Here is a 15,288-nt window from a genome sequence, read left to right on the forward strand (position 1 = left end):
CCGTAGACCGTGTCGAAGCCGTCGCCGGCCAGGATCACGTCGTCGTCGCGGCCGCCGTCCAGCCTGTCGTCGCCGTCGCCGCCGTCCAGTGTATCGTCGCCCCGGTCGCCGATCAGGGTATCGTCGCCCGCCGTACCTTCCATCAGGTCCGCTCCACGGGTGCCTTCGGCAAGGATGCCTTCCTCCGCCGGCGTGCTCGCCACTGGCTGGAGTTCGCGCACCAGGACGTCGTCGAAGGTGACACCCGCCGTTCCCCATGAATAGAGCGCGACCGTGCCCTTGGAGATGCTGCGGTCCTCGATCGGCTCGGCGAACAGCGCCATGCCGTCGAGCCAGGCCTGGATCCTGTTGTCTTGCACCTCGACTTTCAGCGTGTGTTCGCTGTCCAGTGAGAAGCTGTTGCGACTCAACATCAGCGACTGCTCGATGCCGTCCACCAATACGGTCAGCTGCACGAAGCGGTCGTCGGAGTCGAGCTCCAGCTTGTAGTAGTTGTCCGGGTCCTGGTAGTGGAACAGCACCCCGAGGCCGCCGGCGTCGCTCGCCTGGAAGGTCGTTTCAAATGCGTAGTCGGCCCAGTCGTAGGCTGCCGCGTCATCGTAGAGCGCGTAGGTTCCCTTGCGCAGCACGTGCCAGCCGTCGCCCAGCGGACTCCAGTACTCGCGCCACACGCCACCAGCCTCGGAGTCGGGCGCCAGCTCGCGGCTATAGGTGTTTGAGGACTGGGTCAGCGCACCGTTCTCGACGTTCCAGTCCGCCGCCTCGCCCAGTTCGCCCTCGTCGACCAGGGTCCAACCGTTGCTGTTGCCGTCCTCGAAGCCATCGGACAGCAGCACCTGCTCCTTGTTGAAGACGTCGATCTTGACGAGATCCTCTTGAGTCTTGCCGGCAGCGTCGGTGACGACGAGGGTCAGCTGGTGATGGCCGGTTCCCAGGGCGACCTCGGCCTGAGTGCCGGTCGCGATCACCGCCTCTCCCGACTTCCAGACATAGGAGACGATCCCTTCCGGGGCAAAGGATCCAGCGGCGTCCAGCAGCACCGTCTCCCGGTGGTCGCCGTCGAGGTCGACCAACTGCTGATCGCTGCCCGCATGCGCAGTTACCGTCGCCTCGTTGACCATCACGTCGTCGAACACGGACTGGTACTGGCCGCCGGAGATCAGCCCGATGCTGCCGCCGGTCAGCGGCTCCGTGGCATCGACGACGGGTCCGCCGAACAGCAGTGCACCGTCCAGAGTGGCGTAGATCGCGTTACCCACCACGGCGACACGCAGCTGCATCTCGTCGTTGAAGGGGTAGCCCTGCTGCTCCGACGCCAACACGGTCTCGACGCCGTCCTGCACCTTCACCAGCAGACGTTCGTTATTCTGGGTGTCCAGCGTCACTTTGTAGTGGTTCTCGGCGTCCTGGTAGTAGACGAAGAGGCCGACCTCGTCGTCGTCCTGGGAGAGAATGGTCACCTCGGCGACGTAGTCCGACCAGCCCTGAGCGGCGGGGTCGTCCCAGATCAGCGCCGCCTCGCCATCGGAGTACTCGAAGAGCGCACCCTCGGGCGGCGGCAGGTCGCCCGCCTCTTCTGGCTGGCTGGCCACGGTACCCTTCACCTTCCAGGTCGCCAGCGCCTCGCCGCTCCCCAGGTCGACGACCGCCAGCGAGCCGGCCCCGAACGTAGGCTCGAAGCTGCCGTTGAAGTCGAACTGGATGGCGCGCTCGCCAGCCGCTGCGGGATCGAGGATGCCGCCGGCGTCGGCGCCGCCCAGGGCCGCGAGGTCGGCGTCGCTCAGCAGATCGGCGGTGAAGAGGAAGCTGCCGAGATAACCGCTGAACACCTCCCCGTCCTCGTCGGTGAAGATGAGGAAGCCGTCCTCCGGATCGATGGAGAAGCGCGCGGGATCCACCGACTGCTCGCCGACCTTCACGCCGTCGATGTACTTGCGCAGGGTCAGCGAGCCGCCCTGGTCCTCGAAGGTGAAGGCGACGCGGTGCCAGGCATCGAGGGTCAGGTTGCCCTGATAGTTGCCGGAGATGCCGATGCCGCCGCTGGCGTTGCGGAAGGCTTCGCCGTCGTCGGTGTTGGCGATATTCGTCTGCAGGAAGGCGGCATAGCTGCCTTCCTGATTCGGGAAATAGACATCGAAGACAAGGCTGTATTGCGTGAATGCGCCGCCGCCGTCAGGCGCGAAGTCCGGCTTCACCAGATAGCCCTGCGTATCGGTCGAGCGGGGGAAGCCGACCACCGTGGCCGTCCCGCCGGGCAGATCGGCAATGCCGAAGTCCGCCGGGCTGCCGACGGCGATGAGCTCTTCCAGCGGGGTCTCGTCGTTCTGGTTGGCATCGCTCCAGCCGGCGAAGTCGCCGTCGTTGAAGGTATCCACCAGCAGGGTCTTGTCTGTCGTGACCACCACCCTCACCGCGTCGCTGTTCTTCACGCCGTTCACGTCGGTGGTGACCAGCGTCAGGTCGTGGCGTCCGCTCGGCAGCTCGATCTCCGCCAACTCCCCGCTGGCGACCACGCGACCTTCGGCGTCGAGCCACTCGTAGGTGACGATCTCCCCGTTGGGATCGAGCGACTGGCCGGCGTCCAGCGTCACAATCGCGGTCTCGGCGCCGTTCTCCGCCTCGACGAAAAGGTCGGCCCCGGCGTCAGCCTTGGCCAGTACCGGCGGCGCCCCCAGATCGATGTCCTGGATTACTTCCTGATGGTCCCGGTAGGCACCGGTCAGGCCGTCGCGGTCGTAGTCCTCGGAGCCGCGGGAGGCCTCCAGGTACTCGTCGAACTCGGCAAAATAGGTGTCGGTCCACACCATGTTGTTGTCCGGGTCGATGGTCAGCAGACGGATGGCGCCATTGCCGCCGTTGCCGCCGCGCCCGTCCACGCCGTTGGCCACCACCTCGCCGGCAACGCCGTTCTGGTAGTTCACCACCATCTGATAGACCGGCGTGCCGTAGTCAGAGTAGCTGACCAGGGTCTCGGCGCCATCACCGAAGACGTGACCACTGAAGGTAAAGGTGATGTTGGGATACTTGCTGACCAGCTCGCGCCACAGGGTCTCGCCGTCAGTCGCACCTTCGGCGCTGCGCACCATACCGTAGTTGTAACCGCTGCCCTCAGCCAGCAGCGGGCCGGAAAGCGGGTTTCCGCGGTCGGAGAAGTTCATGTAGAAGTGGTTGGCCAGGATGACCCGGTGGTCGAGGTGCTCCTCGATCACCTCGCCGGCCCAGCGGATGGCGTCCTCGCGGGCGCCGAACTCCAGCGAGAGCACCATCCACTTGGTGCCATCGGGCGCCTCAAAGGTATGGTAGTTATTCTGCATCTCACCGTTGTAGGTGCCGCCCAGTGTGCCGCCGTTGGCCTCGGAGAACTTCTCCGGCGGGAAGTACTGGGTGATGAGGCTGCTGAAGTCGGCGGCACTGCCGCCCGTCGCCTGGTCGTGGTTACCGGCCAGCAGCGAATAGGGGATGATGCCGTCCAGCTTGGCATAGGCGTCCTGTGCGATCTGCCACTGGGCGTGGGTGTTGTTCTGGGTCACGTCGCCGACATGCAGCGCGAACTCGATGTTCTTCGATTCCGCGTTGTCCGCCAGCCACTGCGTCATCTTGCCAAAGGTGTCGGTGATGTTCGCGTTGGAGGTGTAATCCTGCGTGTCCGGCAGCACCGCGATGGTGAAGGCGTTGGGCCCGGCAACATGCACCCGGAAGGAATCGCTGGCCGAGTTGCCCTCGGCGTCGGTCGCCGTGACCTTGATGTCGGAAAAGCCGAGCGCCGAGAAGTCGAGTTCCAACAGCCCCTCGGGCGACGGCTCGACGCTCAGCACCGTACCGTCGCTGTTCTCCACCGTGAAGGTGAGGCCTTCGCCTTCGAACACGCTGTTGAGATCGATTACGGTATTGGCGTCGTCGGGGGTGACCAGCATGTCGCGGATGGCATTGGCCAGGGCGACAGGCGAGTCCTCGCCATCGCCGGGGCCGTCATCAGCACGGTCCGACAAGGTCCCGCTACCAAAGGTCGGGGCCAGGGTCTCGCCGTCGAAGTCGAACTGCGTGGCGCGGCTGCTCGCCGGGGCCTCGGGGAGAATGCCGCCCGTCGTGGCGCTGCCCAGCACTTCTATCTGCTCTTGCGGCATTGCCTCATCGGTGAACAGGAAGCTGTTGAGATAGCCAGAAAAGGTCTCGCCGTCCTCGTCAGTCAGGATAAGAAAGCCGTTATCGCCGTCGATCGTGAAGCGCGCCGTCTCCACCGTCTGTTCGCCGACCTTGGCGCCGTCGATGAACTTCTTCATCGACGACGTGCCGTCACCGTTCTCCTCGACCGTGACGGCGATCCGCTGCCAGCTGTCGAACGCCGCCGCCCCATCGTACTGACTGCTGATGCCAATCCCGAAGGTGATCGGCGTCAGCGCTTTCATGAAGAAGTCGGAGTCACTGGCGTTGGCGGGATCGGACTGAAAGAGGGCGCCATAGGCGCCCGATTGCCCGGCGGACGGGATCAGCAGGTCGAAGATCAGCGTGTAGCTCGTAAGCGCTTCGTTGACGCCCGGCTGCATCAGGTAGCCGCCGCTGGGCGAGGCGGCCGGGAAGCCGAGGAGGCCGTCCGCCTCGCTCGCCGCGATTGCCGGAAGTCCAAAATCTGCAACGTTGCCGAAAGTCGTACCCACTGATATTCCCCCAATCTGGTGACATGTGAAAGCCCGGACGCAACGCGTGGAGACGATCCGCGCGACCCTGCGACCATGGCTGGGTAAGAGCCGGCGATTAACGCGCGATTCGGTGACGGCTAACTGTCGATAACCATGACGGTTTAGGGAAAGACCGCTTCACCGAAACCGATCTAGTCGAGCGCCGGTGCCCAAGCCTGAACCGTGAAGGGGCGCGCTGCGTCGCCAGTCAGCATCACCACGGCTTCGGCGCGGAAGCGGGTGCCGTCGGCCAGGGCGGCGTCGACATCGATAGCGTAGGTATCTGTGTCGGAGGGCGGCAGATCCGCCCCAACGATGCCCCAGCGCGGCCGGACGTCCGCCGCGGTCACCGTCTCTCCGCTCCCCCGCGGCTCCGCCGCGCCGGCTGCACGCAGCGCCGACAGCACAACCGGCGTCGCATAGGCGGCGTCCACCTCCGGCCGCCAGGCGTAGACCGTGAGGGCGGGTGCCACGCGGGCAAAGAGCGCCGTGTCGACGCCCACGACCTGGCGCAACTCGTTCACGGTCTCGAAGGGCCGGTTCGCAGGCCCATGAGCCAGCCCTGCCCGCCGGTAGAGCGCTGCTTCGGCCTGGCCCTCATCGTCACGGTCGCGCCAATCGAGGACCGCCGCGGCGAGTGCTTCCGCACGACCGGGCTCGAGGCCGGCGGAGAGGAAAAGGCCGCGCAGCAGCGCTTCATCGGCATCGTTCAAGTCGATTCGGCCAGCTACGTCCTGTACGCGGACCGTCACCCTGTCCTCGCCGATGCCAAACGTGCGCGGGCTGCCATCCCGGCTCAGCGCCCCTCGGTGGGCTGACTCCAGCAGCAGCAGCAGGGCGAGACTCACGCCCGTCTCGGCGAGGCTCTCGGCGCGGGCACGCTGGCGCAACATGGTGCTCTCGTCCATGCCGTCGCGCGCCACGCCCAGGAAGGCGGCCCCAGCGAGCGAAAGCAGGACGACAAACCATAGCACCGTCACCAGCGCGATGCCGCGGGATCGGTCGCCTCGGACCGGTCGGCCTTCAGGGTGACGCCGCGGCCCCACCGGAGGTCTCCTCTCCCACTGGTTCGGCCAACGTCTCTTCCTCTTCGCGCGCGCCCTTGATCTCGAAGGCGGTGAGCCGCTTGCGCAGCTCCTGCGTCAGTTCGCGCACCTCGATGTTGTTGCGTACGACCCGCGGCGTCAGCAGCACCAGCAGCTCGGTCCGCGATACGCCGTTGGTGGTGGTCTTGAACAGATTGCCGAGGACAGGTACCTGCGACAGCAGCGGCAGACCGCTCTCGCCGGTCTCCCGGCGGTCCTCTATAAGGCCGCCCAGCGCAATAGTGGTCCCGCTCTCTACGGCGACAGAACTTTCGAAGAAGCGCTGTTGAATGGTCGGCGAATCGATGCCGGAGCTGATGGTCTCCGTCACGTCGCTGACCTCCTGCTGCACGTCCAGGGTGACCAGACCCGACTCGTTCACCCGCGGTGTCACACGCAGGATCACGCCAGTGTCCTGGTATTCGATGGAGTTCACCACCGTGGTGTTGTCGTCGCCGACATCTTCGGCCGTCTGCACCAGGATCGGCACCTGGTCGCCGACCTGCAGCACTGCGGTGCGATTGTTCAGCACCATCAGCTGCGGCGACGACAGCACGCGCACTTTGGTGATTTCGTCCAGGGCGTCCAGCACGATGCGGGCATCGTCGCCCAAGCCGCCGAACACGGCGGAAAAGCCGGGAAAGGTCGAGTCCACCGCCCCTGAGGCCACGTTGCTGAGGGTTGCCGAAAAGTCACCGGATTCGAGGAACCACTGCACGCCGTAGCGCAGTTCGTCGTTCAGGGTCACCTCGGCGATGGTTGCCTCGATGAGAACCTGCAGCGGCAGGACGTCGAGCTGCGCCAGTGCGTGCTCGACCTTCCGGTAGTCCTGCGTGGTCGCGAGGATGGTCAGTGCATTGTTCGCCTCGTCGGCGATCACGCGCACGCCCGCCTCGGTGCGCAGCGTGCCTTCGCCGCGCACGGTAACCACGTCGTCCACCGTGGGTGCGACGGTCGGCGTCAGCAGTGCCGAGCTCTGGGCGGCACCTGCCGTGGCACCCTCCCGGCCGAGGGCGTTCTGCGCAGCCGTCGCCGGCAAAGCGCCTCTGCCGGTCAGGGTGGCGACGGTCTGGCCCGGCGCGATGGGAGCGGCGTCGCCGACGGTGGTGCGGCCGCTGCCGAACACGCCGTCCAGGATGGCCGCCAGCTCAGAGGCCTTGCGGTTCTGCACTCGATAGACGAAGACCTGCCGCCCCTCCCCGTCGCCCTGGCGGTCGAAGCGGTCGATCCACAGAAGGGCCTTTGCGATGTAGTCGGACTGTGGCGATATCACCAGCAGGGAACTCAGTCGTTCCAAGGGGACGAAGTCGACGACACCGGCCGTCGGTCCTGCTTCGGGGTCTCCGAAGACTGCCTGCAGTTCCTTCACCACGTCGCTTGGTGGCGCGTAATCCAGCTTCGCCAGCGCGTAGGACATACCCTCCAGGTAGTCCACGTCGAAGAGGTCGATCAACTCGGCAAGGTTGCGCACGTCCTGACCGCTGCCGCTGGCGAGCAGCACGTTGCGCCCTGCATTGGCGGTGAGCGAGGCGCGCTCCGGCACGAAGCCCTTCAGAGTCTCGGCCAGGGTCTTCGCCGAGGCAAAGCGCAGTGGGATAACCTGCACCGCGATGCCGGCGGCGCGCCCGCCGCGTCCGCGCGCCGGAGCGACCGCCCCGCGGGCGGCCGTGGACGGGACGACGTGGTAGACACCGTCGGCCTCGATCAGCGCCGCCCCGGCGGCGTTCAGCGCATTCTCCAGCATCGGCAGCACGTCGGCCCGGGCGATCGGCCGGCTGGTGCGCAGCTGCATCGCTCCTTCGACGCCCTGGTCCAGCGTGTAGTTCAGCCCCAGCGTCTGCCCCAGCACCGCGTCTACAATCTCGCGCAGATCGGTGACGCCGAAATTCAGCGACACCGCGCCGTCGGGATTGGAGATCACGCCGCCCGACGCCGGCACCGGACGCACGACCTGGCCGCTGCCGCGGAACACGCCTTCCACCGGCCCGTCCTCCACTCGCTCGGCTGCAGCGGTACCCGCGTCGGGGCTGCGCGGCGGCCCCGCGACCTCGCCGAGGTCGTCGCCCGCGGCGACGCGGCGGTCGTAGGCGGCCAGCGGATCGTAGGGCTCGCCGTAGGTTTCCCGCTCGGTACAAGCGCCCAGCAGTCCGGCGCACAGACCCAGCACCAGTGCGGCTTGCGCCGATGGTCCCCGGCACTGCGCGTTGCGAAGATCGCTGAAACCCGATGCCGCGATTTGAACAACCAAACGGCATACCTGCCGGCTCATCCACCTAATCCCCAGTGTCATCCAGTTCCCGCCCGATTCCCGTCAGCTCGCCGGCCGGCAGGCCGAGAGAGCTCCCCGTGCCCGCTGGCGGCAGCGTACCGCGCTCACGGTGACCGGCCCTCATGGCCAGGCGCACCGTCTCCCCCTCTTTCATCAGTGTGACGCTGTCCGCGCCGATCGCCTCGACCGTCCATCCGGCGACGCTGCCGCCCGCCGCCACGCGATGCATCGACGGATCCTCGCCGACCTTCACGAAGGCCCATTTGCGCCCGGCATCCTCGACAATGCCCGAGAGAAACAGACGCAGGTGCTCCACCCTCTCGAGCGAGGGCGCAGGCGCCGCCGCGGCAGGCAACGGCCGGCGGCTGCGCTGGAACAGCGACCGGGCTACGATCTCCACATAGGCCGCCGGCGCGACAGCCCTGAACTCGGTATCCGAGGGATCGAGCGGCAGGGGCGCGGATGGTGCCGGTTGCCCGGCATTCGGCCGCACGGCACCCGGGGCGTCTGCGATCGCCCCTTCTTCGACCTGGCGGTGGATAGTCCAGCCCAGCGCGAGGCAGACCAGCAGCAGCAGAAGATTGGCGATCCGGAGCGGCGACTGCGGCAGGGTCACGAGGCATCCCCATTGCGATAGGCGTAGACCTCCAGCCGCACCTCGAGCTCCTGCGCGGCTTGAGCCTCGGCTCCGGTCTGGAAGCGACCGCCCACCGCTATGTCCAGGTTTCTCACGAAGAGGAACGGCTTTTCCGTCTCGACGCTGTAGAGGATGTCGCGCAGCGCTTCGAGCCGGCCTTCCAGAAACACCTCCACTGCGACACGCCGATAGCCGGCCTCACTTGCGGAAGGCAGCACGCGCACCGAATCGAGTCGGCCACCGTTGCGTTCCACGATGGCGTTGAGCAGATCCTGCAGCCGCGCGGCGGCCAGCGCATCGCTTGCCCCCTCGAGATACAGGCCCGTGTCAGGCTCGGCAGCCTCGGCGGCGGCCAGCGCCTCGGCGAGACGCGGCCGCTCGGCCGCGAAGGCCTTGTAGCGGGCGAGACTGTCCTCCAGGCGGGCAAGATCCTCATCCAGGCTCGCGCGGTGGGAGGCCAGCGGCGCCACCACGGCAGCGTAGCAGAGCAGCGGAACCGCCAGCAGCAGGGCGACCGCGCCGATGCGCCGAAGCGCGGCTGTCAGGTCGAAAGTCATGGTAGATCCGCCGCGACGACGTCGCTCGACAGCTCGAAGCGCTCCAGACCCTGCTGCCCTTCGCGCGTGACGGGGGACCGGAAGCGCGCGTTTTCGAACAGCGGCGAGTCCTCCAGCAGAACGACAAGGCCGGAAGCATTGGTGGCGTAACCGGACAGCGTGACTTCCGTCTCCGTCAGGATGAAGCCGGTCAGCCAGGCACCGTCCGGCAGCAGGCGCGTCACCTCCTTCAGCGCATCGATGGCGAGGTGGCCGGGCCGCTTGCGTTCGGCGAAGAAACGTCCGCCTGCCGCGAGGGCCGCGAGGCGGTCCCGCAGGCGCTGGGCGGCCAGCGCCTCCACCCGCGCCGCCTCAACACGCTCCTCCAGCAGGCTGCGACGCTGCTCGCGTTGATGAAGGGGAAGCGCCACTGCGACAGCGGCCAGGACGATGGCGGCCAACGCCAGCACCACGAAGAGACGCTGCGCCCCCTTGTTCTTTCGGGCCGCGACGTTGTCGTCGTTCAGGGGGATGATGATCGCCTGCCCCTCGCCCGCGGTCTCCGCCGCGGCGATCGCAAGACCGCGGGACCTTGCCGCCTCCAGGCTCGGCGCAAGCTGCTGCCGGGGCACGGCGGCCAGCACGAGCGACAACATGCCCGACGGCGCATCGCGCTCGACGATGCGAAAGCCGAAGCAGATTTCCTCGCGTTTGAAGGGTGTCAACCCGTCGATCTGAAAGGCGATGGCTTCGCGCAGGCTGTCCTCGGCATCCAGCGGCAGGGTCAGGCGTCGGTGCAGCACGCTGCCCTCGGTGAGCCGCAGGTGCACCGGTAGGCCACGGTCGCGCGGCCGGAGCGCAATATTGGACAGGGTGCCCAACGGCCACTCCTTCCCCCGCCGTCGCAGCGCCGCGCTCAGCGATCCGGCGTCCTCGGCGCCGGCCTGCAGCACCACGGCATCCGGCGGCAGGGGACGGGGCCGCAGGCCGGCGGGCAACAGCGCACGCAGCTCGGCGCCCCACCAGGCGAGGAAGCGGCGCAGGCTGCGCCGCTGGGGTCCTGCCGGCATGGCAACCATCACGCCCCCAGCTCCTGCGCGCTGGCGAGACGGGGGGCGACGGTGATCTCGTAGGCACCGGCCTCGTCCGTCACCTCGGAAACAATGCGCAGGCGGATCAACTGCGGCAGGCTGTCGCGCTCGCGCCAGGAGTCGTGCCAGACCGGCGCGACGCCCGCGCGCGGTGCACCGAAGTACGCCAGTTCCACCCGGCGCACCGCCGGCGCCACGACCAGCCGGCCGGGATAGCCCCCGCCCTCTCTAAGCGCCCAGCTCAGCACCAGGGCCCCGCTGCCATCGGGGGCGCGCTTCAATTCGTAGACGTAACTGCCGGCGACCGCCGAGTCCGTCGGCGCGGGACCGGCGAAGCGCAGCGTTGCCCGCGTTCCGCTGAATAGCACGTGGCGCCCGCTGCGGGTTTCAACGCGCAGGGCGTCGATGCGCGAGAGCCGGCGGCGCAGGAAGTCGTCCAGGGCCGCCGCCTCGCCCGTGCTTTCCACCTGCAGCGCCGCGCGTTCCCACACGCGGGCGCCGAAACGCACCCCGCCCATGAGCATGGTGGAGATGAGACCAAGCAGAGCCATGGCGACCAGGAGCTCCAGCAGGGTGAAGCCGCGCTCGCGGAACTGAGGCGCCGAGGTCACCGCGGCCCTCCTGCCGGCAACAGGCGCAACTCCGTCAGCGCCACCGCGGGTGCGCCGGCCCCGGGTACGGTCACACTGACGGTGACCTCGAAGGGTCTGACGGCGCCATACTGCGGCAGGGCGAGTTCGCCCCGATAGGGTACGACGGTCTGACGCCAGGTGAAGCCATTGGCGAAGGCGCCGGTGGCTTCGCCCGGCACCAGCGCGGTTTCAATGCCCGTCACCGCCAGCCGGTTGCGCGCGAGACGCGTCGCCTCGGCAAGACCGTCGCTGCCGCGCAGGCTGCGCAGGCCGGTGAAGAACTGGCCGTAGAGCGCGGTCAGCGCAAAGCCGAGCACCACGAAGGCGACCAGCACTTCCAGCAGCGTGAAGCCCGCCGCCTTGCCTGCGAAGCGGGGGCTAGAGCGCAACGGTGGAGACACGGCCGGTGATCCAGTCGACGTCTATTCGGTAGCGGTAGCGGCCGTCGGAGAGGATAAGACGTCCGCCGGTGGAACTGCCGTCCGGATAGAACCAGAAGCCGCCGCTCCGCGGTCCCCGCATCTGAGACTGTGCGGCTTCCAGGGTGACCTCGAGCGCCGGCGGCAGCGGCCGCACCGTGCCGTCGCCGCTGCGCAGTTCGCGGCGGTCCAGGTCGATCTGCACGCCGACGCCGCTGTGCCTCGACAAGGCGGTGCGGCGTGCCGCCCGCAGATCGTTCTCCAGCAGCGTGACCAGGCGCCGCGTTTCCAGCGGCCCACGCATTCCCATGAAGGACGGCAGCGCGATGGCGAGGAGCAGGCCGGCCACCGTCAGGACGACGATGAGTTCCAGCAGCGTGAAGCCCCGCTGGTCGCCCGCGCTCTCACTGGCGCCCCTACTGGCGCTGGGCCGTGGTGCCGCCGCTACCAAGAGGTGACGTCGCTGTCTTCGCCCTCACCGCCCGGCGCGTTGTCGGCGCCCAGGGTGAAGAGGTCGTACTCGCCGTGCAGACCCGGCAGCTTGTACTGGTAGGGCTGCCCCCAGGGATCGACGATGCCGTCCTGTCCCTTCAGGTAGGGGCCGTTCCAGCCGGCACTGCCGGCGGCATTCTCGACCAGCGCCTTCAGCCCGTCGGCCTCGGCCGGATAGCGCCCATTCTCCAGGCGGTAAAGGTCCAGCGCGGTCGCGATGCTGTTCATCTGAATCCGTGCAGTATCGCTGCGCGCCGATCCGAGGTAGGCGATCACGCGCGGCGCGGCGATCGCTGCCAGCAGACCCAGGATGCCCAGCACCACCAGCAGCTCCAGCAGCGTGAAGCCGCGCTCGGCAGCACGCGCGGCGGTCTCGGCCGATCGGCCGGAATCGGTTCCGCGCAAAGAGGTTTGGGCCGAAAGGAAACGTTGGTTCATCGCACTCATCCTGCCAGGTCGTTTACACTGAGCATCGTCGTCAGGATGGTGGTGATGATCCCGGCGACAACGATGCCCATGACAAGGGTGACGGTCGGCACCAGAAGGGCGACGAGCCGCTCGGTGGCCGTCTTCACTTCCCCTTCGAACAGGTCGGCCACCTTGGAAAGCATGTCCGGCAGCTTTCCCGTCTCCTCGCCCACGCGCACCATGTGGGCCAGCAGCGGCGGCACGAGGGTGCTCGTCTGCAGCGGATCGGCGAGGCCGCGGCCGTGTTTCAACCCTGCCGCGGCGGCGGCCACCGCCTCGGCATAGGCTGCATTGCCGAGCGTTTCACGCGCGATACCGAGCGCGCGCAGCAACGGCACGCCGTTGTGCAGCAGGGTCGCCAGCGTGCGGCTGAGACGGGCGGTCTCCACGTTGGCGATGATCGTACCGAGGACCGGCATTCGCAGGACCAGCCGGTGCAGGCCGAGACGCGGACCTCGCATGCGCAGACCCTGACCCAGCAGCAGAATGCCCGTCGCGATGCAAGTCAGGCCCAGCCACCACCACGCGGAGACGAGGTCCCCGGCGCCGAGCAGGATTCTCGCCATCAACGGCATGTCCTGGCCCGACATCTCAAACAGCGGACGGAACTCAGGCAGCACGGCGGTCACCAGCACAATGACCGACGCCACGGACAGCAGCACCAGGGCGGCCGGGTAAATCATGGCCGAGCGCAGTTGGTCGTTCAACGCGCGGCGCCGGCTGAGGCCCTCCGACACGCGCGTCAGGACGGTTGGCAGCGCCCCGGCTTCCTCACCCGCGCGCACCATGGCGACCAGCGAAGCATCGAACGGCGGCCCTGCGGTGGCCATGGCCTCGGCGAGGCCGCTGCCGCCGTGCAGCGCCGCCTGCAACCCGCGCAGGGTGTCCGCCGTGCGGCCGCTGCCGTTGACGGCGAGCGCCACCTCCAGCGCGCGGTCTGCGCTGAGACCGGCCACCAGCAGCGCGGTGAGCTGCTGAATCAGCAGGTCGAACTCCTTGGCGTTGGGACCCGCCCTTCCGAAGAGATCACGCTGCAGGAAGGCAAAGGGTCCGCCGCTGCGCTCGACGCTGAGCAGAAGACAGCCCTCGGTCTGCAGCTGGCGCTTCAGCAGCTGGGCGCTGTCCACTTCGGTCTCGCCGGTGACGACCGCACCGCTCCTGGATAGCGCACGATAGCTGTAATTGGCCACGCTCATGCCTCCCGCGTCACCCGCAGGACCTCATCCAGCGAGGTCACCCCGGCTGCCGCCTTAACCAGGGCGTCACTGTAGAGGCTGCGCATACCCTCCGCCGCCGCCTGGCCGTGGAGGGTGTCCTCGTCGGCGCCGTCCAGCACCGCCCGGCGCACGCCCGGTGCCATGGGCAGCAGCTCGAACACCACGCTGCGACCGTGGTAGCCCGTGCCGTTGCAGCGCGCGCAGCCGCCCGGTCGGTACAGCGTGTGGACACCGCTGCGCACGGTGGCCGAATCGCCCAGCGCCTCGACGGCGGGATAGGCCACGCGGCACGCCGGACAGAGCCGGCGCACCAGGCGCTGCGCCACTACGCCGATCACCGTCGAGGCCACCAGGAAGCGCTCCACGCCCATGTCCAGCAGGCGCGTCATGGTGGAGGCCGCGCTGTTGGTGTGCAGGGTGGAAATCACGAGATGGCCGGTCAGAGCCGCCTGCACGGCGATCTGCGCGGTTTCCAGGTCGCGGATCTCGCCGATCATGATGACGTCCGGGTCCTGGCGCAGGATGGCACGCAGCACCGATGCGAAGGTCAGGCCGATCTGACGCTTCACCTGGATCTGATTGACGCCCTCCATCTGGTACTCGACCGGGTCCTCGACCGTCAGGATCTTGCGTTCGATTTCGTTGAGCAGCTGCAGGGCCGCGTAGAGCGTGGTGGTCTTGCCACTGCCCGTCGGGCCGGTCACCAGCAGGATCCCGTTGGGTCGGCGCAACAGCCCGGTCAGCTGCGCGAGTCCCTCGCCGTCGAAGCCCAGCGCCGCGAAATCGAGCGTGACGCCGGAACGGTCGAGGATGCGCAGGACCACGCTCTCGCCGTGCATCACCGGCGTGGTCGAGACGCGCAGGTCGATCTCCCGCCCGCGTACCGCCAGCTTGATGCGGCCGTCCTGCGGCAGGCGCCGTTCGGCAATGTCCAGATTCGCCATGATCTTAACCCGCGAGATGATGGCGGCGCGGAATCGTGCCGGCGGCGCCTCCTCCTCGCGCAGCACGCCGTCGATGCGAAAGCGCACGCGCAGGCGGTTCTCAAAGGGCTCGATGTGAATGTCCGACGCGCGTGCCTCCACCGCACGGGCGATCAGCAGGTTCACCAGGCGGATGACCGGCGCCTCGCTCGCCAGGTCACGCAGCTTCTCGACGTCGCCGTCCAGGCTGTCCTCGTCGCCGGCAGCGGCACCGGCGATCTCCGTGATGGCCGTGCGCCCGGCGCCGCAAAGCCGCTCCAGGTGCTGCTCCAGTTCGGCCGGTACCGCCACGCAGGGCACGACTCGCAGCCCGGTGTTCAAGGCGATCGCTCGCATGGCGTAGTCGTCCAGCGGGTCCACCATCGCCAGGCGCAGGACCTTGCCGTCGGCGTTCAGCGGCAGCACGCCGTGCGCCTTCAGAAAGGCTGGGCTGATGCGCTCCTCGAACAGCGGCGCCTGGGGATAACTCTCCGGCTCGACCAGCGGGTGGCCGAGAACCTTCGCGAAGGTCGCGGCAACATCGCGCTCCGATACCAGGCCAAGGCGCACCAGGATGCGGTCATAGCGCTCGTTACTGCGCAGGCTGCTGCGCTGCGCGCGCTCGGCGTTGACCGGGTCGAGCTTGCCGGTCGCCAAAAGCGCGTCGGTCAGGCGCGCTTCGACGCTGCCTGCTTGTTCTGCGAGCTCGGCCATCGATCACTGTCTCTGTTGAATGACTGTTCGCCCCTATGCGAGAGACGATCTTAGGTCCGCTTTGTTACAGGGACAGGACGATCGCAAGAC

The 15,288-nt window shown here is 67.9% G+C and carries 12 protein-coding genes; all 12 read right to left on the reverse strand.

Features of this window, described 5'->3' with window-relative positions; genetic code table 11:
• A partial coding sequence (locus tag WDC82_RS09080; protein ID WP_340116978.1) for a metallophosphoesterase occupies positions 1-4,655 on the reverse strand: 4,655 nt, incomplete at its 3' end.
• Positions 4,656-4,828: 173 nt separating this feature from the next.
• Positions 4,829-5,656, reverse strand: a complete 828-nt coding sequence (locus WDC82_RS09085; protein WP_340116979.1) for a hypothetical protein — start codon at positions 5,654-5,656, stop codon at positions 4,829-4,831.
• A 43-nt stretch (positions 5,657-5,699) separates the two neighbouring features.
• The gene (gene gspD / locus WDC82_RS09090) at positions 5,700-7,928 is read right to left on the reverse strand and encodes a type II secretion system secretin GspD (RefSeq protein WP_340116980.1); all 2,229 of its coding nucleotides are present in this window, start codon (positions 7,926-7,928) and stop codon (positions 5,700-5,702) included.
• A 106-nt stretch (positions 7,929-8,034) separates the two neighbouring features.
• On the reverse strand, positions 8,035-8,646 hold the full coding sequence (locus WDC82_RS09095) for a hypothetical protein (protein WP_340116981.1): 612 nt from the start codon (positions 8,644-8,646) through the stop codon (positions 8,035-8,037).
• Positions 8,643-9,224: a type II secretion system protein GspM gene (gspM, locus tag WDC82_RS09100; RefSeq protein ID WP_340116982.1), complete on the reverse strand. Its 582-nt coding sequence runs from the start codon at positions 9,222-9,224 to the stop codon at positions 8,643-8,645. The genes WDC82_RS09095 and gspM overlap by 4 nt, the downstream gene beginning before the upstream one ends.
• Complete coding sequence (locus WDC82_RS09105) at positions 9,221-10,273, reverse strand: PilN domain-containing protein (RefSeq protein WP_340116983.1); 1,053 nt, start codon at positions 10,271-10,273, stop codon at positions 9,221-9,223. Before WDC82_RS09105 ends, gspM begins: the two co-directional genes overlap by 4 nt.
• Before the next feature lie 8 nt (positions 10,274-10,281).
• Positions 10,282-10,905, reverse strand: coding sequence for a prepilin-type N-terminal cleavage/methylation domain-containing protein (locus WDC82_RS09110; RefSeq protein WP_340116984.1), 624 nt, complete (start codon positions 10,903-10,905; stop codon positions 10,282-10,284).
• On the reverse strand, positions 10,902-11,315 hold the full coding sequence (locus WDC82_RS09115; RefSeq protein ID WP_340116985.1) for a prepilin-type N-terminal cleavage/methylation domain-containing protein: 414 nt from the start codon (positions 11,313-11,315) through the stop codon (positions 10,902-10,904). Before WDC82_RS09115 ends, WDC82_RS09110 begins: the two co-directional genes overlap by 4 nt.
• Entirely contained in the window at positions 11,305-11,796 is a 492-nt protein-coding gene (locus WDC82_RS09120) for a GspH/FimT family pseudopilin (RefSeq protein WP_340116986.1), read from the reverse strand. Before WDC82_RS09120 ends, WDC82_RS09115 begins: the two co-directional genes overlap by 11 nt.
• Positions 11,790-12,275, reverse strand: a complete 486-nt coding sequence (gene gspG / locus WDC82_RS09125; protein WP_340116987.1) for a type II secretion system major pseudopilin GspG — start codon at positions 12,273-12,275, stop codon at positions 11,790-11,792. Before gspG ends, WDC82_RS09120 begins: the two co-directional genes overlap by 7 nt.
• Before the next feature lie 5 nt (positions 12,276-12,280).
• Positions 12,281-13,501 (reverse strand): type II secretion system F family protein, encoded by a 1,221-nt coding sequence (locus tag WDC82_RS09130; protein ID WP_340116988.1) that lies wholly within the window; start codon positions 13,499-13,501, stop codon positions 12,281-12,283.
• Positions 13,498-15,198 carry a type II secretion system ATPase GspE gene (gspE, locus tag WDC82_RS09135; protein WP_340116989.1) on the reverse strand — a complete coding sequence of 567 codons (1,701 nt, stop codon included), beginning with the start codon at positions 15,196-15,198 and terminating at the stop codon, positions 13,498-13,500. The genes WDC82_RS09130 and gspE overlap by 4 nt, the downstream gene beginning before the upstream one ends.
• Positions 15,199-15,288: the final 90 nt, after the last annotated feature.

Origin of the sequence: Pelagibius sp. 7325, assembly GCF_037652055.1 — a bacterium.
Lineage (GTDB): Bacteria > Pseudomonadota > Alphaproteobacteria > Kiloniellales > Kiloniellaceae > Pelagibius.